The sequence below is a fragment of the Streptomyces hygroscopicus genome, assembly GCF_026168105.1.
Taxonomy (GTDB): Bacteria; Actinomycetota; Actinomycetes; order Streptomycetales; family Streptomycetaceae; genus Streptomyces; species Streptomyces hygroscopicus_D.
Genome location: NZ_LBMW01000005.1, coordinates 29,368 through 49,907, shown reverse-complemented (window position 1 = coordinate 49,907; position 20,540 = coordinate 29,368). Strand labels below are relative to the sequence as shown.

17 protein-coding genes are annotated in these 20,540 nt (G+C 71.4%); 13 read left to right on the top strand and 4 right to left on the bottom strand.

Annotation, left to right across the window (positions count from 1 at the left end; all coding sequences use genetic code 11):
* Window positions 1-168: 168 nt before the first annotated feature.
* The 6 genes from pdhA (AAW14_RS07255) to AAW14_RS07230 all read left to right on the top strand — a co-directional run bounded on the left by pdhA (AAW14_RS07255) (window position 169) and on the right by AAW14_RS07230 (window position 7,754).
* Complete coding sequence (pdhA, locus tag AAW14_RS07255; RefSeq protein WP_265561120.1) at window positions 169-1,314, top strand: pyruvate dehydrogenase (acetyl-transferring) E1 component subunit alpha; 1,146 nt, start codon at window positions 169-171, stop codon at window positions 1,312-1,314.
* Window positions 1,311-2,315 (top strand): alpha-ketoacid dehydrogenase subunit beta, encoded by a 1,005-nt coding sequence (locus AAW14_RS07250; RefSeq protein WP_265561117.1) that lies wholly within the window; start codon window positions 1,311-1,313, stop codon window positions 2,313-2,315. Before pdhA (AAW14_RS07255) ends, AAW14_RS07250 begins: the two co-directional genes overlap by 4 nt.
* Window positions 2,315-3,793, top strand: a complete 1,479-nt coding sequence (locus AAW14_RS07245; protein ID WP_265561115.1) for a dihydrolipoamide acetyltransferase family protein — start codon at window positions 2,315-2,317, stop codon at window positions 3,791-3,793. Before AAW14_RS07250 ends, AAW14_RS07245 begins: the two co-directional genes overlap by 1 nt.
* A 103-nt stretch (window positions 3,794-3,896) precedes the next feature.
* Window positions 3,897-4,922 (top strand): NTP transferase domain-containing protein, encoded by a 1,026-nt coding sequence (locus AAW14_RS07240; RefSeq protein ID WP_265561113.1) that lies wholly within the window; start codon window positions 3,897-3,899, stop codon window positions 4,920-4,922.
* Window positions 4,919-6,478: a molybdopterin molybdotransferase MoeA gene (locus tag AAW14_RS07235; RefSeq protein ID WP_265561112.1), complete on the top strand. Its 1,560-nt coding sequence runs from the start codon at window positions 4,919-4,921 to the stop codon at window positions 6,476-6,478. Before AAW14_RS07240 ends, AAW14_RS07235 begins: the two co-directional genes overlap by 4 nt.
* Window positions 6,479-6,773: 295 nt before the next feature.
* Entirely contained in the window at window positions 6,774-7,754 is a 981-nt protein-coding gene (locus AAW14_RS07230; protein WP_265561110.1) for an NAD(P)H-quinone oxidoreductase, read from the top strand.
* 13 nt (window positions 7,755-7,767) lie between these two features.
* Here the strand turns inward: AAW14_RS07230 and AAW14_RS07225 are convergent, their stop codons facing one another.
* Window positions 7,768-8,289: a hypothetical protein gene (locus AAW14_RS07225; RefSeq protein WP_265561109.1), complete on the bottom strand. Its 522-nt coding sequence runs from the start codon at window positions 8,287-8,289 to the stop codon at window positions 7,768-7,770.
* On the opposite strand from AAW14_RS07225, the gene AAW14_RS07220 reads away from it, so the two are divergent.
* The 3 genes from AAW14_RS07220 to AAW14_RS07210 all read left to right on the top strand — a co-directional run bounded on the left by AAW14_RS07220 (window position 8,282) and on the right by AAW14_RS07210 (window position 10,224).
* Entirely contained in the window at window positions 8,282-8,683 is a 402-nt protein-coding gene (locus AAW14_RS07220; RefSeq protein ID WP_265561107.1) for a hypothetical protein, read from the top strand. The two genes, AAW14_RS07225 and AAW14_RS07220, sit on opposite strands and share 8 nt — an antisense overlap.
* A 329-nt stretch (window positions 8,684-9,012) precedes the next feature.
* The gene (locus tag AAW14_RS07215) at window positions 9,013-9,597 is read left to right on the top strand and encodes a PadR family transcriptional regulator (RefSeq protein WP_265561105.1); all 585 of its coding nucleotides are present in this window, start codon (window positions 9,013-9,015) and stop codon (window positions 9,595-9,597) included.
* Window positions 9,598-9,678: 81 nt separating this feature from the next.
* A complete protein-coding gene (locus tag AAW14_RS07210; RefSeq protein WP_265561104.1) occupies window positions 9,679-10,224 on the top strand; it encodes a bacterial proteasome activator family protein in 546 nt (181 codons plus the stop codon).
* A 110-nt stretch (window positions 10,225-10,334) separates the two neighbouring features.
* On the opposite strand, the gene AAW14_RS07205 is transcribed toward AAW14_RS07210, so the two are convergent.
* The gene (locus AAW14_RS07205; RefSeq protein ID WP_265561102.1) at window positions 10,335-11,987 is read right to left on the bottom strand and encodes a protein kinase domain-containing protein; all 1,653 of its coding nucleotides are present in this window, start codon (window positions 11,985-11,987) and stop codon (window positions 10,335-10,337) included.
* 381 nt (window positions 11,988-12,368) lie between these two features.
* Between AAW14_RS07205 and AAW14_RS07200 the strand changes: the two genes are divergently transcribed.
* Window positions 12,369-13,928, top strand: a complete 1,560-nt coding sequence (locus AAW14_RS07200; RefSeq protein WP_265561099.1) for a protein kinase domain-containing protein — start codon at window positions 12,369-12,371, stop codon at window positions 13,926-13,928.
* A 267-nt stretch (window positions 13,929-14,195) separates the two neighbouring features.
* Here AAW14_RS07200 and AAW14_RS07195 read toward each other — a convergent pair whose 3' ends face one another.
* Window positions 14,196-15,350 carry a phosphotransferase gene (locus AAW14_RS07195; protein WP_265561097.1) on the bottom strand — a complete coding sequence of 385 codons (1,155 nt, stop codon included), beginning with the start codon at window positions 15,348-15,350 and terminating at the stop codon, window positions 14,196-14,198.
* Between the two features lie 483 nt (window positions 15,351-15,833).
* Between AAW14_RS07195 and pdhA (AAW14_RS07190) the strand changes: the two genes are divergently transcribed.
* The 3 genes from pdhA (AAW14_RS07190) to AAW14_RS07180 are packed head-to-tail and all read left to right on the top strand — an operon-like array spanning window position 15,834 to window position 19,402.
* Window positions 15,834-17,024 carry a pyruvate dehydrogenase (acetyl-transferring) E1 component subunit alpha gene (pdhA, locus tag AAW14_RS07190; RefSeq protein ID WP_265561095.1) on the top strand — a complete coding sequence of 397 codons (1,191 nt, stop codon included), beginning with the start codon at window positions 15,834-15,836 and terminating at the stop codon, window positions 17,022-17,024.
* Between the two features lies 1 nt (window position 17,025).
* A complete protein-coding gene (locus AAW14_RS07185; RefSeq protein ID WP_265561094.1) occupies window positions 17,026-18,003 on the top strand; it encodes an alpha-ketoacid dehydrogenase subunit beta in 978 nt (325 codons plus the stop codon).
* A 10-nt stretch (window positions 18,004-18,013) separates the two neighbouring features.
* Entirely contained in the window at window positions 18,014-19,402 is a 1,389-nt protein-coding gene (locus AAW14_RS07180) for a dihydrolipoamide acetyltransferase family protein (RefSeq protein ID WP_265561092.1), read from the top strand.
* 83 nt (window positions 19,403-19,485) lie between these two features.
* Here the strand turns inward: AAW14_RS07180 and AAW14_RS07175 are convergent, their stop codons facing one another.
* Window positions 19,486-20,379 (bottom strand): D-alanyl-D-alanine carboxypeptidase family protein, encoded by an 894-nt coding sequence (locus AAW14_RS07175; protein WP_265561090.1) that lies wholly within the window; start codon window positions 20,377-20,379, stop codon window positions 19,486-19,488.
* Window positions 20,380-20,540 lie beyond the last annotated feature (161 nt).

Below are 20,540 nucleotides of genomic sequence, written 5' to 3'. Positions count from 1 at the left end.
CCGCCTCTCTACCATGGACGTACTGCGTCCATCTCAGGTTGTGGAGAACCGTTTGTCCACAGCCTTGAGGCGCCTGTAGCCAAAATGTGCCGTCGACCGAACAATCGGTAGGTGAGGCGCATCACTCCCGTGGCGCGCCTGAAGCCGCTCCCACGAGGAGGTGCCGTCATGACGGTCATGGAGCAGCGAGGTGCCTACCGGCCTACGCCGCCGCCCGCCTGGCAGCCCCGCACCGACCCCGCTCCGCTGCTGCCCGACGAGCGTCCGTACCGCGTTCTCGGCACCGAGGCGGCCGCCAAGGCCGATCCCGAGCTGCTGCGCCGGCTGTACGCCCAGCTGGTGCGCGGCCGCCGGTACAACGCGCAGGCGACGACGCTCACCAAGCAGGGCCGTCTGGCTGTCTACCCCTCCAGCACCGGGCAGGAGGCCTGCCAGGTCGCCGCCGCGCTCGTCCTTCAGGAGCGCGACTGGCTCTTCCCCAGCTACCGCGACACGCTCGCCGCCGTCGCCCGCGGCGTCGACCCGGTCGAGGCCCTGACCCTGCTGCGCGGCGACTGGCACACCGGTTACGACCCGTACACGCACCGGGTGGCCCCCCTGTGCACCCCGCTCGCCACCCAGTTGCCGCATGCCGTGGGCCTCGCTCACGCCGCACGCCTGAGGGGCGACGACGTGGTCGCGCTCGCGATGGTCGGCGACGGCGGCACCAGCGAGGGTGACTTCCACGAGGCCATGAACTTCGCCGCGGTCTGGCAGGCACCCGTCGTCTTCTTCGTCCAGAACAACGGCTTCGCGATCTCCGTCCCGCTGGCCAAGCAGACCGCCGCGCCCTCACTGGCCCACAAGGCCGTCGGCTACGGCATGCCGGGCCGCCTGGTCGACGGCAATGACGCGGCGGCCGTGCACGAGGTCCTCGCCGAAGCCGTCCGGCACGCGCGCGCGGGTGGCGGTCCCACACTCGTCGAGGCAGTGACGTACCGGATCGAGGCCCACACGAACGCCGACGACGCGACCCGCTACCGCGGCGACGCCGAGGTGGAGGCCTGGCGCGACCACGACCCGATCCTGCTGCTGGAGCGGGAGCTGACCGAGCGCGGGCTGCTCGACGAGGACGGGATACGAGCCGCGCGCGAGGACGCCGAGACGCTGGCGGGGGACCTGCGGGCGCGCATGAACCAGGACCCCGTGCTCGACCCGATGGACCTCTTCGCCCACGTGTACGACCGGCCCACCACCCAACTCCTCGAGCAGGAGAACCAGTTGCGGGCCGAGCTGGACGCGGAGGCCGACGGACCGGAAGGAGCCGGGCGATGACGACCGTTGCCCTCAAGCCGGCCACCATGGCGCAGGCTCTCACGCGCGCGTTGCGCGACGCCATGGCTGCCGACCCGTCCGTGCACGTCATGGGCGAGGACGTCGGCACGCTCGGCGGTGTCTTCCGGGTCACGGACGGGCTCGCCAAGGAGTTCGGCGACGACCGCTGCACGGACACGCCGCTCGCCGAGGCGGGCATTCTCGGCACGGCCGTCGGCATGGCGATGTACGGCCTGAGGCCGGTCGTGGAGATGCAGTTCGACGCGTTCGCCTACCCCGCGTTCGAGCAGTTGGTGAGCCATGTCGCGCGGATGCGCAACCGCACGCGTGGCGCCATGCCGCTGCCGCTCACGATCCGCGTCCCCTACGGGGGAGGCATCGGCGGTGTCGAGCACCACAGCGACTCCTCCGAGGCGTACTACATGGCAACCCCGGGCCTGCACGTCGTCATGCCCGCGACGGTCGCCGACGCGTACGGACTGCTGCGCGCCGCCATCGCGTCCGACGACCCGGTCGTCTTCCTCGAGCCCAAGCGGCTGTACTGGTCGAAGGACTCCTGGAACCCCGATGAGCCCGAGACGGTTGAACCGATAGGCCGTGCGGTGGTGCGGCGCCCTGGCCGAAGTGCCACGCTCATCACCTACGGCCCGTCGGTGCCCGTCTGCCTGGAGGCGGCCGAGGCGGCGCGTGCCGAGGGCTGGGACCTGGAAGTCGTCGACCTGCGCTCCCTGGTGCCGTTCGACGACGAGACGGTGACCGCGTCCGTGCGCCGCACGGGCCGGGCGGTGGTGGTGCACGAGTCGAACGGCTTCGGCGGCCCGGGTGGCGAGATCGCAGCGCGCGTGACCGAGCGCTGCTTCCACTACCTGGAGGCACCGGTGCTGCGGGTGGCCGGGTTCGACATCCCGTATCCGCCGCCGATGCTGGAGCGGCACCATTTGCCGGGTGTCGACCGGATCCTGGACGCCGTGGGGCGCCTGCAGTGGGAGGCGGAGAGCTGATGGCCCAGGTGCTGGAGTTCAGGCTGCCGGACCTCGGGGAGGGGCTGACCGAGGCGGAGATCGTCCGCTGGCTGGTACAGGTCGGGGACGTCGTCGCGGTCGACCAGCCGGTCGTCGAGGTCGAGACGGCGAAGGCGATGGTGGAGGTGCCGTGCCCCTACGGGGGTGTGGTCACGGCCCGCTTCGGCGATGAGGGCACGGAACTGCCCGTCGGCGCACCCCTGTTGACGGTCGCCGTCGGCACTCCCGCGGAGTCCGCCGAGGAGTCGTCCGGGAACGTGCTGGTCGGGTACGGCACGTCGGCGGCTCCCGCCCGCCGCCGCAGGGTACGACCGCCCCAGCCCGGCGCACGGCCCACGGCCGGAGTCTCCCGGGCGGCCGAACCCGTCGGCGCGGAGGCATCGGCCGCCCCGGACCCCGCGCCCGCCCGCGAGACACCGCGGTCCGCCGCCGAAGTCCCGGCAGCCGTGGCCCTGGACCGGTCGCACCGCCCCGGCGCCACGGAGCGCCCCGACGGCCCCATCCCCGTGATCTCCCCGCTCGTGCGCAGGCTTGCCCGCGAGAACGGCGTGGATCTGCGGCAGCTGGCGGGCTCAGGTCCCGACGGGCTGATCCTGCGAGCGGATGTGGAGGGGGCCCTGAGGGTCGCGTCGGCCCATGGAGGGTCGGCGGGCACCGCGGCGGGCGTGGCGGCTCCGGCCGCTGCCGCGACAGCCGCGGCACCGGGAGGAGCGGGCGCCGCCAGGTTCGATGCCGCCTCCTCCGTGACCTCCGCGCGCGCAGGGACCACCGGCACCCGCATCCCGCTCAAGGGCGTCCGTGGCGCCGTCGCCGACAAGCTGTCCCGGAGCCGGCGCGAGATCCCCGACGCCACCTGCTGGGTTGATGCCGACGCCACCGAGCTCATGCGCGCGCGGGCCGCCATGAACGCGGCCGGAGGCACCAAGGTCTCTCTCCTGGCCCTGCTGGCCCGTATCTGCACCGCCGCGCTCGCCCGTCACCCGGAGCTCAACTCCACCGTCGACACGGAGGCCCGGGAGGTCGTCCGGCTCGACCAGGTGCACCTCGGGTTCGCCGCGCAGACCGAGCGGGGGCTCGTCGTCCCCGTCGTACGGGACGCGCACACACGGGACGCCGAGTCGCTGACCGCCGAGTTCGCGCGGCTGACCGAGGCCGCCCGCGCCGGCACCCTCACGCCCGGGGAGCTCACCGGCGGGACCTTCACGCTGAACAACTACGGGGTGTTCGGCGTCGACGGCTCCACGCCGATCATCAACCACCCCGAGGCGGCCATGCTCGGCGTCGGCCGCATCGTCCCCAAACCCTGGGTGCACGAGGGTGAGCTGTCGGTGCGGCAGGTCGTGCAGCTCTCGCTCACCTTCGACCACCGGGTGTGCGACGGAGGCACGGCGGGCGGCTTCCTGAGGTACGTGGCGGACTGCGTGGAACAGCCGGCGGTGCTGCTGCGCACCCTCTGAGCCGGGGGCGCGACCGGAGCCCGGCACCAGGGTGAGAAGGCCCACGTGCCCGGCTGACGTGCGCGGGGTGGCAATGATCGACGCTGTGCCCATACTCGGGGGCATGACCGCGTACCAGTCCCCGGGCGTCACCGGCGCCGATGTGTACGACGCCGTCGTGCTCGCCGGAGGTGCGGCGCGACGGCTCGGAGGGATCGACAAACCCGGCGTGCGGGTCGGCGGGCGGGCGCTGCTCGACCGTGTACTGGCGGCCTGCTCCGGTGCGGCCACCACGGTGGTCGTCGCCGACCCCAGGCCCACCGCGCGCCCCGTGGTCTGGGCTCGCGAGGAGCCGCGCGGCGCCGGACCTGTCGCCGCGCTCGACGCGGGCCTGCGGCAGACGTCGGCCGCGTACGTCGTCGTGCTCTCCGCCGATCTGCCGTTCCTGGAAGAAGGGACGGTACGACGGCTGCTGGACGCTCTGCGGCAGAGCGGCGCCGAAGGGGCCGTGCTCACCGACCCCGAGGGCCGCGACCAGCCCCTGGTCGCCGCGTATCGCAGCGAGGCCCTGCGCCGTGGGCTCGAGGGCCTGGCCGCCGGGCCTGCCGGTTCCTCCGGCCGGGGCGAGCACACCATTGCCTTCGGTCAGCCCGAGCACACCGCTACCTCTCATACCTCTCATCAGGCTGAACTCAGCCGGCCCGAGCCCGAGTTCGCGGGAGGCGCCCGGCGTCCTCCTGGCCGGGGTCTCACCGGCCTCCCGCTGCGGCGGCTGGTCGCGCGGCTCGGCATCACCCGTATCTCCGACCCCGTCGCGTCCTTCGACTGCGACACCTGGGACGACATCGCCGCCGCCCGTTCACGCATCAGGGAGCATGGGCACGTGTTGGATGAATGGATTTCCGCAGTCAAGGACGAACTGGGCATCGATCTGGATGTCGACACCGGCGTTCTGCTCGATCTTGCCCGGGACGCCGCGCACGGCGTCGCCCGCCCCGCGGCCCCGCTGACGACGTTCCTCGTCGGATATGCGGCCGCGCAGGCGAAGGGCGGCCCCGAGGCGGTTGCCGAGGCCGCCCGCAAGGCCGCCGCGCTGGCACTGCGCTGGTCGGACGAGGACGCAGCCCAGGCCAAGCCGGACGCCGGATGACCGCGCGGGGCAACCAGGGACGCCCGGACGGCGAGGAACGCTTCGAGGAGGAGGCCCTGGCCGTGGTCGACGACAGCCGCGGGAGCTGCCGTCACGGGGAGACCAGTGCCGCCTCCAGCTCGGACGAGCGCCACGGGCCGGAGCAGCACGACCTGGACTTGGAAGAGGCCCTCGCCCTCGTGCGGGAGCCGGGGCCGGGCGCCGCCCGGTCTGGCACTCGTACGTCCGGGACCGAGCTCCGCGCCCCGCGTCACCCCGGCAGCGGGGACGAGGACCAGGACGGCCCGGCGAGCGCCGAGCCCTCCACGCCCCTGTCCAGGCGCCACCCACACCACCGGGCCACGTCCTGGCCCGAAGCCCGTGCCGTCGCCGAGCGCGCCGCCCGTTCGGTGCCGTGTCAGGACGTCGTCGACGTCCCCCTCGACGCGGCGCTCGGCCTGGTGCTCGCCGAGCCCCTCACCGCCCTCACCGACCTGCCCTCCTTCGACACCTCGGCCATGGACGGCTGGGCGGTCGCGGGCCCCGGTCCCTGGGACGTACGGGAGGAAGGGGTGCTCGCCGGGCACGCGAAGCCGGAGCCGCTCCAGGACGGCGAGGCCACGCGGATCGCCACCGGCGCGCGCATCCCGCCCGACACCACCGCGGTACTGCGCAGTGAACACGGACGTATCGACGCAAGGGGGCGGCTGCATACGACTCTCCCCCAGGCTGTCGGTTCCGCTAGAGCAGTAGGGACCCCCATGCTCGCGCACGGGCAGGACATCCGGCCGCGCGGCCAGGAGTGCCGCAGTGGCGACCAACTGCTTCCGCCGGGCACCGTGATCACCGCGGCCGTGCTCGGGCTCGCCGCGGCCGCCGGGTACGACACCCTCGCCGCAGTGCCGCAGCCGCGCGCCGACATCCTGGTCCTGGGCGACGAGCTGCTCACCGAGGGCCTGCCCCGGGACGGGTTGATCCGGGACGCGCTCGGCCCGATGCTGCCGCCCTGGCTGCGCGCGCTCGGAGCGGACGTGGTGGCCGTGCGCAGGATCGGGGACGACCCCGAGGCCCTGCACCGGGCGGTCATGTCCTCGACGGCCGACCTGATTGTCACCACCGGCGGCACGGCCGCGGGCCCCGTCGATCATGTGCACCCCGTCCTGCGTAGGGTCGGCGCCGAACTCCTCGTCGACGGGGTGAAGGTGCGTCCGGGCCATCCCATGCTCCTGGCCCGCGTCCGTGAGGGCCGGCATCTCGTCGGTCTGCCCGGCAACCCCCTCGCCGCCGTCTCCGGCCTGCTCACGCTCGCCGAGCCGCTGCTGCGCACCCTGGCGGGCCGCGTGACTCGGGAGCCGTACACGCTGCCGCTGAGGGATCCCGTCCACGGCCACCCGCATGACACCCGGCTCATCCCCGTCGTAGTACGCGGCGGCCGTGCAGTTCCGCTGCACTACAACGGCCCGGCCATGCTGCGCGGTATCGCCGCCGCGGACGCCCTCGCGGTCGTACCGCCCGGTGGTTCCCACCCCGGCGAGGAATTGGAACTCCTCCACCTGCCCTGGCCGTTGGCGGGGTGAGCTCGGCGGGGTCGGTCAGATCGCGGAGTGTTTCACGTGAAACGTCCGCTACGGGACGCGATGGCGCGTCGGCCTGACGAACATCTCGTCACCCATGGGGTGAAAATTCCGTCCGCTGCCCGGTGTCCGTCCGCTGCCCGGTGTCCGAGGAGGCTTTGCCCCCGGGTCTCCATTCGCCGTCCTCTGGTACGCCTCACGGTCTTCTCCGGTACGCGTCGCCGTCTCGTCGGGTACGTGTCGCCGTCTCCGCGGTACCCGTGCCGACAGGGTCACCCGGGGGAGTAGCGTCCCCTTCATGTACGCGATCACGATTCCCGAACCCGGTGGGCCCGAGGCGCTGGTGTGGACCGAGGTCCCCGATCCCGTACCCGCCGAGGGCGAAGTGCTGGTCGATGTGGCGGCCGGCGCCGTCAACCGCGCCGACATCCTCCAGCGGCAGGGCTTCTACAATCCGCCGCCGGGCGCGCCTCCGTACCCCGGGCTCGAGTGCTCGGGACGGATCTCCGCGCTCGGACCCGGTGTCTCGGGCTGGGCCGTGGGCGACGAGGTGTGCGCGCTGCTCGCGGGCGGGGGATATGCCGAGAAGGTTGCCGTCCCGGCCGGGCAGCTGCTGCCCGTGCCCGAGGGGCTCGACGTGCGCCACGCCGCCGCGCTGCCCGAGGTGGCCTGCACGGTCTGGTCGAACGTGTTCATGATCGCCCATCTCCGTCCGGGTGAGACGCTGCTCGTGCACGGCGGCTCCAGCGGCATCGGCACGATGGCGATCCAGCTCGCCAAGGCGGTGGGCGCGAAGGTCGCGGTCACGGCGGGCACCAAGGAGAAGCTGGAACGCTGCGCCGAACTGGGTGCGGACGTGCTGATCAACTACCGTGAGCAGGACTTCGTGGAGGAGCTCCGGGAGACCACGGCCGGGGCGGGCGCCGACGTCATCCTCGACAACATGGGCGCAAAGTACCTGGGCCGAAACGTCCAGGCGCTCGCGGTGAGCGGCCGCCTGGCGATCATCGGTATGCAGGGCGGAACGAAGGGCGAGCTGGACCTCAATGCCCTGATGCGGAAGCAGGCGGCGATCACCACGACCTCGCTGCGGGCACGGCCGCTGAGTGAGAAGGCGGCGATCGTGGCGGCGGTGCGCGAGCACGTCTGGCCGCTGATCGCCTCCGGTCATGTCCGCCCGATCGTCGACCGGGAGATCCCGATGCGCGAGGCGGCCACGGCCCACCGGGTGGTGGAAGAGAGCGGGCACATCGGGAAGGTGCTGCTGGTCGTGGAGTGAGCAGGCGCGTCGGTCATTCCCGCCGCAGGCGCAGGGCGAGCAGCGCGAGCGCCAGTCCGAGACCGACGAGGACCAGGCCGCTGCCGAGGGGCAGGATCTCCGCCACCGGTTCCGAGGCGGCGGCCTGCCGGGCCGAGAGGGCGGAGTCCTGCGACGGGGTGGCCGAGGCGGTGCTCCGAGAGGGCGTGGGGGAGGCTGCCGCGAGGTCGGTGGCGTCGGCCGAGGGCTCGATGCCCGAGCCTGCGTCCTCGGTGTCATCGTCCGACGGTGTCGGCGTCCGGTCCGCCGGTGAGGCCGGGTCGTGGGCCGTGTAGCCCGGTTCGTTCGACTCGTCCTCGTCCTCGGGGTCCGGCCGTCCTGGCCGTATCCGGCCCTCGCCGGGAAAACTGCCGGCCAGGGAGGAGTCGGGCGAGGGTCGAGCGGTGGAGTGCCCGGGGGAGGTTGGACGCGTGGGGCCGCGGGACGCCGAGTGCCCGCGGGCGGACGCGTGGCGGGAGGGGGCTGCCGGGCCGGGACCGGGTGCCTGCGTGGCCATGGAGGGCGTCGAGTGCCCGGCGGCGGAGGGCGCGGGGGCGGGCGGGGCCGAAGCCGTGTGCTCGGCGGGTGGGTGCGTGGGTATGCGGGAAGCCGCGGGCCTGGCGGGTGTGTGCGTCGATGTGCTGGAAGCCGCGGGCCTGGCGGGTGGGTCCCTCGGTATGAGGGACGCCGTGTGCCCGGCTGCTGGTGGGTGCGTGGACCGGGCGGCAGAGCCGGGCCCGGGAGCGGACGTGCGGGCCGGTGCGCTGGACGCCTTGGGCCCGGAGGCGTGCGTGGGGGCCGTGGGCGACGCCATGGAGAGATCGGCGGGGTGGACGAGTCGGGTGACGTGCCTCTGCTGGACGGCCGGGCGCGACGCGAGCGGCGCGGGCCGTGTGTCGGCTATGGGCTGAGCGGCGTACGAGGCGGACCGGCTGCCCAAGACGGGCCTGTTGCTCTGCCCGGGCGGGATGCCGTACGCGGGCGATATGCCGTATCCGAGGACGGCCGTCGTCGTGAGGACCGGCGGCAGGACGGCCGCGCGGAGCATGCGGAATCCGGACGGCCTACGCAGACATGGAGTCACGTGAGTGACCCCCTCCCGGGTGCGGGCGGCAAGATCAACAGCCTCAGCGTCACACGGACCCCGGCGCGCGGCATCTCGACTGCGGGGGTCGTGCGGCCAAGTGGAGGAGCCCTCGCCGGGTGGCACTCCCCCACACCAGGGACTACAGATACGGCCATGTCGATATGGCACGGCCTGCTGGCGCTGCTGGAGCGCGGACCCGGGTACGGTGCCTGGCTGCGCGCGGAGCCGACGGCGGGGACCGGGGCCGTATGGGGGCTGAACGTCGAGCAGGTGCACACGACACTGGCGCGCCTGGAGCGGGACGGGCTGATCATGCAGCAGGGCCGGGACGCGCGGGGGCGCCCGTTGTACGCGCTCACCGCGGCGGGCCGCACCGAACTGCACGACTGGTACACCCGCCCGGTGGAGTGGACGAGTCCGCCGCACGACGAGCTGGCGATCAAGCTGACCATGGCCGTGGGCGCGCCCGGCGTCGACGTACGGACCGTCCTCGAGGTGCAGCGCCGGCATCTGAGGGAGGCACTGCGGGAGTACACCCGGCAGCGTTGCGAGATCCTCGCCGAGCCGCCCGTCCACCGGGACGAGGTCACCCGTCTGCTCGGGCTGGAACAGCGGGTGCTGCACACCGAGGCCGAACTCCTCTGGCTCGACCACTGTGAAATCAGACTGCAGCGCCTTGCCTCGGCGGCGGCCACGGAGCCCCCGGCGGCCACGGAATCCCCCGATGCTCCGCTCTGACGGGCGGGATGCGACAGGGTGGATCACTCCCCGTCGAGGGCACGTGGGTGATGAGGAGTACAGGTGCGAGAGAATGGCGGCATGGAGATGCCGAGGAACGACAGGTCGTCGGAGAACGCCCAGAAGATCCTGGTCGTGGGCCAGGACGGAATGGCTCTCGGCGGCACCGGAGACGACGACTTCCGCGAGGTCCCGGTGACGGAACAGGTGGAGCAGCCGGCGAAGGTCATGCGCATTGGCAGCATGATCAAGCAGTTGCTGGAGGAGGTGCGTGCCGCTCCTCTTGACGAGGCGAGTCGACAGCGCCTGAAGGAGATCCATGCCAGCTCGGTGAAGGAACTGGAGGACGGTCTCGCCCCCGAACTCGTCGAGGAACTCGAGCGGCTCTCCCTGCCCTTCACGGACGAGGCGATCCCGAGCGATGCGGAACTGCGCATCGCGCAGGCCCAGTTGGTGGGCTGGCTGGAGGGCCTCTTCCACGGGATCCAGACGACGCTGTTCGCCCAGCAGATGGCGGCGCGGGCCCAGTTGGAGCAGATGCGCCGAGCCCTCCCGCCGGGCGTCGGCTCCGCCGACGGCGAGGAGGACCGCCACACGGGCGGCCGCGCGGGCGGCCCTTACCTGTAAACCCCAGGTCATGCGAGGGGACCGGCACCATGCAGGTGCCGGGCCCCTCGCACTGCGTTGCGCCCGGCACCTGCACGGTGCCGGGCGCAACGCACAGCGTCAGCGGCGAGTCACGACGGATTGCCCGTGGACACGCTGAGCTCGATCTCCGGCACGTTCTTCGGGTCGACGTCCGTACCGGCGGAGGGGAACTGGTCCATGACCGTGCCCTCGCCGTAGGTGTTCTCGTCGACGTTCTTGATCTTCATCTGCCAACCCGCGGCCTGGAAACAGGACTTGACGGACTGGATGTACTTGAAGGAGAAGTCCGGCACCCGGATCTTCTTCGGGTCGTTGTACGACTCCTCGGGCTCCGTGCACTTCGTCGTCTCGATCGTCTTGGTCGTGTCCGGGCCCTTGTGACCCGCGACCGCCGACGAGGACGCGCTCGGGCTGTTGCTGCCGCCCCCGCCGTTGGCGTTGTTGCCGCCGCCGTTGCTCAGGGTCAGCGCTGTGATCAGGCCGCCGATCGCTACCAGGGCGACCACGATCGAGCCGATGACCACGGCCCGGTTGCCCTTCTGCCCGCGCGAGCCGCCCGCGGCGGGCGTCGAGGGCCCCGGGGTGATGTTGTACGGCGGAGGGGTCGCCGGGGACTGCTGGGGGGCGTACGCGGCCGCCTGCGGCGGCGCCTGGTAGCCGCCCTGCTGTGGGTAGCCGTACGCGGGGGCCGGGGTCCCGTACGGGCCGGGCTGGTACGGCGTCTGCACGGGGCCCGTCGGCGCCGGGGCCGACTGGTCGACCGGCGGGAAGACTGCGGAGCTCACGCCGGCGCCGTTCGACGTCTGCGCGCCGGGCACGATGCTCGGCGCGGCGGCCGTGAGCGACGCGGCCACACGCAGGCACTCGCCGCGCATCGCCTCGGCGTTCGGGAAGCGTTCGTTGGGATTCTTCTTCAGCGCGCGGGTGATCAGCGCGTCCACCGCGGGAGGCAGCGAGCGGTTGATCGACGAAGGAGCCACGGGCTCCTCCTGCACGTGTGCGTACGCGATCGCCAGTGGGGAGTCGGCCTCGAACGGCAGCCGTCCGGTGACCAGTTGGAACAGCATGATGCCGACCGAGTACAGGTCTGAGCGCGCGTCCACGCCTCTGCCGAGGGCCTGCTCCGGCGACAGGTACTGCGGTGTGCCCACCACCATCCCCGTCTGCGTCATCGACGTGACGCCGGACTGCATGGCGCGGGCGATGCCGAAGTCCATCACCTTGACGACGTTCCGCTTCGTCATCATCACGTTGCCCGGCTTGATGTCCCGGTGGACCAGGCCCATTTCGTGGCTGATCTCCAGGGCCGCCAGTACGTCCGCGGTGACCTTCAGCGCCTTGTCGGCCGGCATGGCACCGTACTGCTGGATGTCCGCGTCGAGGACCGAACCGAGCGGCTGTCCCTCGATGTACTCCATGACGATGTACGGGGTCGGCGTCCCGGAGCTCGCGTCGGAGCCGCCGTCGAAGAGAGTGTCCTCGCCGGTGTCGAACACCGAGACGATGTTCGTGTGCGTGAGTTTCGCCACGGACTGGGCCTCGCGGCGGAACCGCTCACGGAAGGCCTGTTCGCGACCGAGCTCGGTGTGAAGTGTCTTGATCGCGACCTGGCGGTCCAGCACCGTGTCGTAGGCGAGATGAACCGAGGCCATGCCACCCTCGCCGAGCAAGTCGCGCAGCTGGTAACGGCCGCCGGCGACCGATCGCCCCGCATACCGGCCCTGTGCGCCGTCCTGGCTCATGTTCTGCGTCCCCCATCGGCGCGGCGGCAGCGGCTGGTTCGTGCTCCCGCGGTCCGTGATCGAAGTCCCTGTCGGTGACGATCGACAGCGATTGTTCCGTGATCGACTGGCCTATTCCCGGCCAAGTCTGCCCCAGGGCAGTGACACGTCAAGCTCGGTGCCCGTTCCGTGACCGTACGCGAAAGAAGCGTCGCGGAAGCGTTACAGGTGCCGTACGGGCAGTACACGGGATTTGCATGTGGAACCCCGTGCAGGGTTTGATGGTCGGTCCATCTCGAATCCATCTCGGACCGGCGTCTTGCGCGGAGCCTGTAGCGTGGCCCGACGGAGACCCGTAACAACCACCGCGCAGACCGCGGGCAGAAACGACGGCGAGGACTGATGGCACAGACGCAGCGCGCCCAGGGCCCGTCCGACCCCGAGGCGACTGGCGGCGGGATGTCAGACGCGCCGGAGATGTGGGGCAACGGCGGACTTGTCGGCGACGGCCGGTACCGGCTGACCCGCAGACTCGGCCGGGGCGGCATGGCCGAGGTGTTCGCGGCCGAGGACGTGCGCCTCGGCCGGACGGTCGCGGTCAAGCTGCTTCGCTCGGACCTCGCCGAGGACCCGGTGTCCAAGGCGCGCTTCACGCGTGAGGCCCAGTCGGTGGCCGGGCTCAACCACCATGCGATCGTCGCCGTGTACGACTCGGGCGAGGACCACGTGGGTGGCCAGTCGGTGCCGTACATCGTGATGGAACTGGTCGAGGGCCGCACGATCCGCGACCTGCTGTTGAACGCCGAGGCACCCGGCCCCGAGCAGGCTCTGATCATCGTCTCGGGCGTCCTGGAGGCGCTGGCGTACTCGCACCAGCACGGCATCGTGCACCGCGACATCAAGCCGGCCAACGTCATCATCACCCACAACGGCGCCGTGAAGGTGATGGACTTCGGCATCGCGCGCGCCCTGCACGGGGCGTCCACGACGATGACGCAGACCGGCATGGTCATGGGCACGCCGCAGTACCTCTCCCCGGAGCAGGCGCTCGGCAAGGCCGTCGACCACCGCTCCGACCTGTACGCGACGGGCTGCCTGCTGTACGAACTGCTGGCGCTGCGGCCCCCGTTCGTGGGCGAGACGCCGCTGTCCGTGGTCTACCAGCACGTCCAGGACATCCCCGTGCCGCCGTCCCAGGTCTCCGAGGGGGCGTCGCCGCCGGAGCTGGACGGGCTCGTCATGCGCTCGCTCGCGAAGGACCCGGACGACCGGTTCCAGACCGCCGAGGAGATGCGCGGGCTGGTCCAGTACGGGCTGCAGATGCTGTACGACCAGGGCGGACACACCGGCACCTGGAACACCGGCCCGGTGGAGGTGCACGACGGCCGGCACACCCCGGCTGCGGGCTTCGCCGGCACGGCAGTGCTGCCCCACCCCGGCGAGCCGGGCACCACGCAGATCCCGCAGCCGATCCTGCCTTCGGGCTACGGCGGTGGGGACGACGGCGGCTTCGAGGGGAACAGCACCAGGGGCAGCGGCCGAGGCAAGCTGTGGATCCTCGCGGTTCTCGCGGTCATCGCCATCGCCGCGGGCGTGGCGCTGGCGATGAACCACACGAACACCGGCGGCGGGAACGACAGCCCGCAGTCGCCGGCCGTCACGCACTCGCAGGAGGACAAGCAGTCCAGCTCGACGCCGTCGGACTCCGCGACGGACAACACGTCCACGGGCACAGGCTCGGACACGGGAAACGGCTCGGACTACACGCCTTCGTACTCGCCGTCGCACAGCTACGACCAGTCGCCGCCGAACGAGCCGTCGACCACGCCGGACCAGCCGAGCGAGCACCCCTCGCAGTCGGCGCCTTCGAGCCAGCCGTCGAACACGCCCTCGGGCGGCAGTGACGCCTCTCCTTCGCAGGCGCCGGGCGGGGGCGGTGACATCACTCCCTCAGGGCTCTGAGGGACCCTGACGGGCGACCGGTCCGCAGTACGACGGCGGGGCGGGCCCCGCAGGATGACGGCGGGGCGGGCGCTCCGCGGGGAAAGACGGCCTCCACGCGCGCGTGCGGCCCGGAAACGGGCTCCACGCGCGCGTGGCGTTATCCCGGCCCGCTCCGGCCCGCGGCGGCTTCCGGCGCGCGAGGGGCCTTTCGGTGCCCTCTCGTGCGCGGGCGGCACCCATACGGCCGTACCCGGCCGGGCGCGCGGGCGGCCAGGCGGGTGCCCTTCAGCCGGTGAACGCCTCGCACACGGTGTCGTACGCGCGCGTCCACCACACCGCGAGGGCCGAGGCCGCCGGGAACTGCGCGTCCGCGCGGGTGTCGCCCCGCTCGTAGTGCCAGCGCAGCATCCAGAAGTCGTTGAGCCGCTCCCACCACACGCGGTGCACGGCGGAGGCGAGCTCCGAGGGCGGCGCGCCGGCGGCGCGGCGGTACGCGCGCGCGTAGGCCCGTACCTTCGGAAGGTCGAGCGCGCCCACGGGGTGTACGAAGAAGATCGCCGCGGCCCGTACCGCCTCCTCCGCACGCGGCTGCACGCCGAGCCGGTCCCAGTCGACGATCGCGGCGGGGGTGTCCCCCTGGTAGAGCAGGTTGAACGGGTGGAAGTCGCCGTGCACCCAGCCCACCGAGCCGGCACACGGCGGCCGCCGGTCCGCGTGCTGCTCCAACAGCGTCCGCCGCTCCAGCAGGCGGTGCCGGGCGAGCTCGTCGAAGGCGTCCCGGGGCCGGTGCCTGCGCACCCGGCGCAGCAGGTCGTCGATGAGCGCGAAGGTGTCGGCGGGGTTGGCGCTCTCGGGGCGCGGACCGGGCGCAGAGGCTGCCCGGGAGGGCGCTTCGGGGCCATGGGCCGCGCGGGGGAGCCCCCGCCGCGCGCGGGCCCCGGTCCGGGGTGCGGTGCTGTCTGCCGCGTGCCCCTGCGCCGCGGCCCCGCCCGTGTGCCCCTCGGTGGGCATCACCCGCTCCAGGCTGGCGTGCACCACCCCGAGGAGCGCCCCCAGCCGTCCGCACTGCTCCGCCGTCAGCTGGCTGCCGTGCCGATGCCGTCCGTCGATCCACGGGTGCAGGGCGTAGGCGTGGCCGCCGATGACCGCGAAGGTACGTCCGTCGTGACCGGCCAGCGGCGGTGCCACCGGGACCCCGAGGTCCGCCAGGCGCTGGGTGGCGCGGTGCTGGCGGGCGATCGCCGTCAGATCGGCGGTCTCGGGGTCGAAGTGGTGCTTGAGGAAATACCGGCCCCGTGTCGTGCACAGCCGGTAGCCGCGGTTGAGCAGCCCTTGCTCGACGGGGTCGCAGGCCAGCGCGGAACCGGCGGCGTACTGGCGCAGGAGGACGCCCAGAGGGGGCGCGGATAACTCAGGGTGTGGTGCAGATGAGCGCGGCACGCGCCAGATGTTAGGGCACGAACCAGGGCCGTGAGCTGGGGTTCGTCACAGACAGTCGCAATCGGTCGCATCGAGTCCGCAAAGGTGATCTAGGTATGCGTGCCGATCACGGCCTCGTGACGGATTGTGCCGACGCCGCCACCCCAAATGATGTCTTCCCGTGCTCCAGGTGAGCGGGATAACGTGCCGTTGTTCCGGCCCCCTGCAAGGCCCTGACCAGCACCTGTTCCCGACTTTCACGATTTACTTGGAAATCCAAGCAAAATCCCAGGTCAGGAGGGGTTTCACAGAATTGTGGAGCACTGGGTAACGTGCCTATTGCAGGGCGCTCGCCGGGGCACCTGTCACGTCTGCTTCGAACGAGCCGCACCCACCCTGTGCGTCCGTGAGCTGCAGGCGAGCCGCTCCCCCCAGCCTCAAGCGGGCCGAGGGGACCCCCAGGCACCCGGCGAACCCGGGGGCCGGACCGACGGAGGAGCACACGTGACCGTGGAGAGCACTGCCGCGCGTAAGCCGCGACGCAGCGCCGGGAGCAAGGCCGGCACCACCGGCACCAAGCGCACCACCAGCACCACGCCCGGGAAGGGCGGCGACCCCGACCTCGTTCAGCTGCTGACGCCCGAGGGCAAGCGGGTCAAGAACGCCGAGTACGACGCGTACGTCGAGGACATCACGCCCGAACAGCTGCGCGGTCTGTACCGGGACATGGTGCTCACCCGCCGCTTCGATGCCGAGGCCACCTCCCTGCAGCGCCAGGGCGAGCTGGGCCTGTGGGCCTCTCTGCTCGGCCAGGAGGCCGCCCAGATCGGCTCCGGCCGGGCGCTGGACGACGAGGACTACGTCTTCCCGACCTACCGCGAGCACGGCGTCGCCTGGTGCCGTGGGGTCGACCCCACCAATCTGCTCGGCATGTTCCGCGGCGTGAACAACGGCGGCTGGGACCCGAACGGCAACAACTTCCACCTCTACACGATCGTGATCGGCTCCCAGACGCTGCACGCCACCGGCTACGCCATGGGCGTCGCCAAGGACGGCGCCGACTCGGCCGTGATCGCCTACTTCGGCGACGGTGCCTCCAGCCAGGGCGACGTCGCGGAGTCGTTCACCTTCGCCGCGGTCTACAACGCGCCGGTCGTGTTCTTCTGCCAGAACAACCAATGGGCGATCTCCGAGCCCACCGAGAAGCAGACCCGCGTGCCGCTCTACCAGCGCGCACAGGGCTTCGGCTTCCCGGGCGTGCGCGTCGACGGCAACGACGTCCTGGCGTGCCTCGCCGTGACCAAGTGGGCGCTGGAGCGGGCGCGCAACGGTGAGGGCCCGACCCTGGTCGAGGCCTTCACCTACCGCATGGGCGCGCACACGACCTCCGACGACCCGACCCGCTACCGCCATGACGACGAGCGGGCCGCCTGGGAGGCGAAGGACCCGATCGCCCGCCTGCGCGCCTACCTCGAGGCCTCAAACCACGCGGACGAGGGATTCTTCGCGGAACTCGAGGCGGAGAGCGAAGCGTTGGGAAGGCGAGTGCGCGAAGCGGTCCGTGCCATGCCGGACCCGGACCACTTCGCGATCTTCGAGAACGTGTACGCGGACGGGCATGCGCTCGTCGACGAGGAGCGAGCCCAGTTCGCCGCCTACCAGGCGTCGTTCGCGGACGCAGAAGGGGGCAGGTGACATGGCGGAGAAGATGGCGCTCGCCAAGGCGATCAACGAGTCGCTGCGCAAGGCCCTGGAGTCGGACCCCAAGGTCCTGGTGATGGGCGAGGACGTCGGCAAGCTGGGCGGTGTCTTCCGGGTCACCGACGGTCTGCAGAAGGACTTCGGCGAGGAGCGGGTCATCGACACGCCGCTCGCCGAGTCGGGCATCGTCGGCACGGCGATCGGCCTCGCCCTGCGCGGGTACCGGCCGGTGGTGGAGATCCAGTTCGACGGCTTCGTCTTCCCGGCGTACGACCAGATCGTCACCCAGCTGGCGAAGATGCACGCCCGCTCGCTGGGCAAGGTCAAGCTCCCGGTCGTCGTCCGCATTCCGTACGGCGGCGGCATCGGCGCGGTCGAGCACCACAGCGAGTCCCCCGAGGCGCTGTTCGCGCACGTGGCGGGTCTGAAGATCGTGTCTCCGTCGAACGCGTCGGACGCGTACTGGATGATGCAGCAGGCGATCCAGAGCGACGACCCGGTGATCTTCTTCGAGCCCAAGCGGCGGTACTGGGACAAGGCCGAGGTCGACCCCGAGGCGATCCCAGGGCCCCTGCACAAGGCCCGTGTGGTGCGCGAGGGCACGGATTTGACGCTCGCCGCCTACGGCCCGATGGTGAAGGTGTGCCAGGAGGCCGCGGCCGCCGCCCAGGAGGAGGGCAAGTCCCTCGAGGTGCTGGACCTGCGCTCGGTGTCCCCGCTCGACTTCGACTCCGTTCAGGCGTCGGTGGAGAAGACCCGCCGTCTGGTCGTGGTGCACGAGGCGCCGGTGTTCTTCGGTTCGGGTGCGGAGATCGCCGCCCGCATCACGGAGCGGTGCTTCTACCACCTGGAGGCCCCCGTGCTGCGGGTCGGCGGCTATCACGCCCCGTATCCGCCGGCGCGGCTGGAGGAGGAGTACCTGCCGGGCCTGGACCGGGTGCTCGACGCAGTCGACCGCGCCCTGGCGTACTGAGGAGAGGGTCGTGACGACGATGACTGACGCGTCCGTGCGCGAGTTCAAGATGCCCGACGTGGGCGAGGGACTCACCGAGGCCGAGATCCTCAAGTGGTATGTGCAGCCGGGTGACACCGTCACCGACGGACAGGTCGTCTGCGAGGTCGAGACGGCCAAGGCGGCCGTGGAGCTGCCGATCCCGTACGACGGAGTGGTCCGCGAGCTCCACTTCCCCGAGGGCACCACGGTGGACGTCGGCACCTCGATCATCGCGGTCGACGTGGCCGGGGGCGCCCCCGCCGCGGAGGCCTCCGCGCCCGTCGAGACGGTTCCGGCCCCGACGCCGGCGTCCGACGAGCCCAAGCAGGAGGGTCGCAAGCCGGTCCTCGTCGGCTACGGCGTCGCCGAGTCCTCCACCCGGCGCCGCCCTCGCAAGACGGCTCCGGCGGCCGCGGCGGGCACTCCGCAGGCGGCCACGGCACTCCAGGGCGAGCTGAACGGGCACGGCGGGGGGACCCGTCCGCTGGCGAAGCCGCCGGTGCGCAAGCTCGCCAAGGACCTGGGTGTCGATCTGGCGACGGTGACGCCGTCCGGCCCGGACGGGATCATCACCCGCGAGGACGTGCACGCGGCGGTGGCCCCCGCGCCGGCCCCCGCGGCACCGACGGTCCCCGCTGCCGTCGAGGCACCGGCGCCCGTGGTGTCGTACGACGGCGTTCGCGAGACCCGGATCCCGGTCAAGGGCGTCCGCAAGGCCACCGCACTGGCGATGGTCGGCTCGGCGTTCACGGCGCCACACGTCACCGAGTTCGTGACGGTGGACGTGACGCGCACCATGAAGCTGATCGAGGAGCTCAAGCAGGACAAGGACCTGCAGGGCCTGCGCGTCAACCCGCTTCTTCTCATCGCCAAGGCGCTGCTGGTGGCGATCAAGCGGAACCCGGACATCAACGCGTCCTGGGACGAGGCGAACCAGGAGATCGTCCGCAAGCACTATGTGAACCTGGGCATCGCGGCGGCCACCCCGCGCGGTCTGATCGTGCCGAACATCAAGGACGCGCACGACAAGACCCTTCCGCAGCTGGCCGAGGCGCTCGGCGAGTTGGTGGCCACGGCCCGTGAGGGCAAGACGTCTCCGGCTGCGATGCAGGGCGGCACCGTCACGATCACCAATGTGGGTGTGTTCGGTGTCGACACGGGAACGCCGATCCTCAACCCGGGCGAGTCGGCGATCCTCGCAGTCGGTGCGATCAAGCTGCAGCCGTGGGTCCACAAGGGCAAGGTGAAGCCGCGTCAGGTCACCACCCTGGCGCTCAGCTTCGACCACCGCCTGGTCGACGGCGAACTGGGCTCCAAGGTCCTGGCGGACGTGGCGGCGATCCTGGAGCAGCCGAAGCGGCTGATCACCTGGGCGTAGCGTCCGACAGCGCACATCGCACATCGACGAAGGGGCCGGCCGCGGACGAGCGGCCGGCCCCTTCGTGCCGTATGCGATCGGGCTCAGACGGCGAAGCCGTAGTTCAGCAGCTTCCTCGCGTCCGCCGCACGGTTGTCGATCGTCGTGGATGCCAGGATCGTGCCGATGAGGGTCTTGCCGTTCCGGGTCGCGGCGAAGACCAGGCAGTACTTGGCCTCCGGGCCGGAGCCCGTCTTCACCCCGATGGCGCCGCTGTAGGTGCCGAGCAGCGGGTTGGTGTTGGTCCAGGTGTAGTAGCGGTAGCCGCCGCTCTTGGTGGTCACCTTCTGCTGCGTGGACTTCGTGTTCACGACCGTACGGAAGGTGGAGTTCTTCATCGCGCTGCTGGCGATCTTCGTCAGGTCGCGCGGCGTCGAGTAGTTGTTGCCGTTGCCGATGCCGTCGAAGGAATCGAAGTGCGTGTTCTTCAGGCCGAGGCTCGTGGCGGCGCTGTTCATCTTGCCGATGAACGACTTCACGCGCGTGGCGCGGGTCGAGCCGGAGCCGAACTTGTCCGCGAGTGCGTAGGCCGCGTCGCAGCCGGACGGCAGCATCAGCCCGTACAGCAACTGGCGGACGGTGACCTTGTCGCCGACGATCAGGTGTGCCTGGGAGGCGTTGTTGGCGACCACGTAGTCGCTGTACGCCTTGTCGACGGTGACCTTGGCGTCCAGATTCAGGTTCGGCTGTGCCAGCACCACCTTGGCCGTCATGATCTTGGTGGTGGAGCCGGTGGACAGCCTGCCGTCCGCGGCCTTGGTGTAGAGGCTCTGGCCGGTGCCGTTGTTCATCACGAACCCGCCCTTGGCGGTGATCGAGGGTGCCGTGACGGCCTGCGCGGGCGCCGCGGTGAGGGCTCCGGTGGTGAGCACGGCTCCCGTGGTGACCACTGCCGCTACTGTCCTGCGAACTCGCGCGCCCTTAATGCCGGTAATCAAGTTGAACGCTCCGATTGCGTCTCTGATGCAGCTGTATGCATCCAAATGCCCCTGGAGAGCGGCCGGATGAAAAGGCCACCTTCTCGTGAGACACGTAAGTAGCACAAAAAGATGCGCGGTTGCCCGTGTGAATTCCGGGACCGATTCACCGGTCCATATCG

Bases quoted from the DNA above. Each gene is read 5' to 3' on its own strand.
- pdhA (WP_265561120.1), top strand. From the start codon at position 169: ATGACGGTCATGGAGCAGCGAGGTGCCTACCGGCCTACGCCGCCGCCC.
- AAW14_RS07250 (WP_265561117.1), top strand. From the start codon at position 1,311: ATGACGACCGTTGCCCTCAAGCCGGCCACCATGGCGCAGGCTCTCACG.
- AAW14_RS07245 (WP_265561115.1), top strand. From the start codon at position 2,315: ATGGCCCAGGTGCTGGAGTTCAGGCTGCCGGACCTCGGGGAGGGGCTG.
- AAW14_RS07240 (WP_265561113.1), top strand. From the start codon at position 3,897: ATGACCGCGTACCAGTCCCCGGGCGTCACCGGCGCCGATGTGTACGAC.
- AAW14_RS07235 (WP_265561112.1), top strand. From the start codon at position 4,919: ATGACCGCGCGGGGCAACCAGGGACGCCCGGACGGCGAGGAACGCTTC.
- AAW14_RS07230 (WP_265561110.1), top strand. From the start codon at position 6,774: ATGTACGCGATCACGATTCCCGAACCCGGTGGGCCCGAGGCGCTGGTG.
- AAW14_RS07225 (WP_265561109.1), bottom strand. From the start codon at position 8,289: ATGGCCACGCAGGCACCCGGTCCCGGCCCGGCAGCCCCCTCCCGCCAC.
- AAW14_RS07215 (WP_265561105.1), top strand. From the start codon at position 9,013: ATGTCGATATGGCACGGCCTGCTGGCGCTGCTGGAGCGCGGACCCGGG.
- AAW14_RS07210 (WP_265561104.1), top strand. From the start codon at position 9,679: ATGGAGATGCCGAGGAACGACAGGTCGTCGGAGAACGCCCAGAAGATC.
- AAW14_RS07205 (WP_265561102.1), bottom strand. From the start codon at position 11,987: ATGAGCCAGGACGGCGCACAGGGCCGGTATGCGGGGCGATCGGTCGCC.
- AAW14_RS07200 (WP_265561099.1), top strand. From the start codon at position 12,369: ATGGCACAGACGCAGCGCGCCCAGGGCCCGTCCGACCCCGAGGCGACT.
- AAW14_RS07185 (WP_265561094.1), top strand. From the start codon at position 17,026: ATGGCGGAGAAGATGGCGCTCGCCAAGGCGATCAACGAGTCGCTGCGC.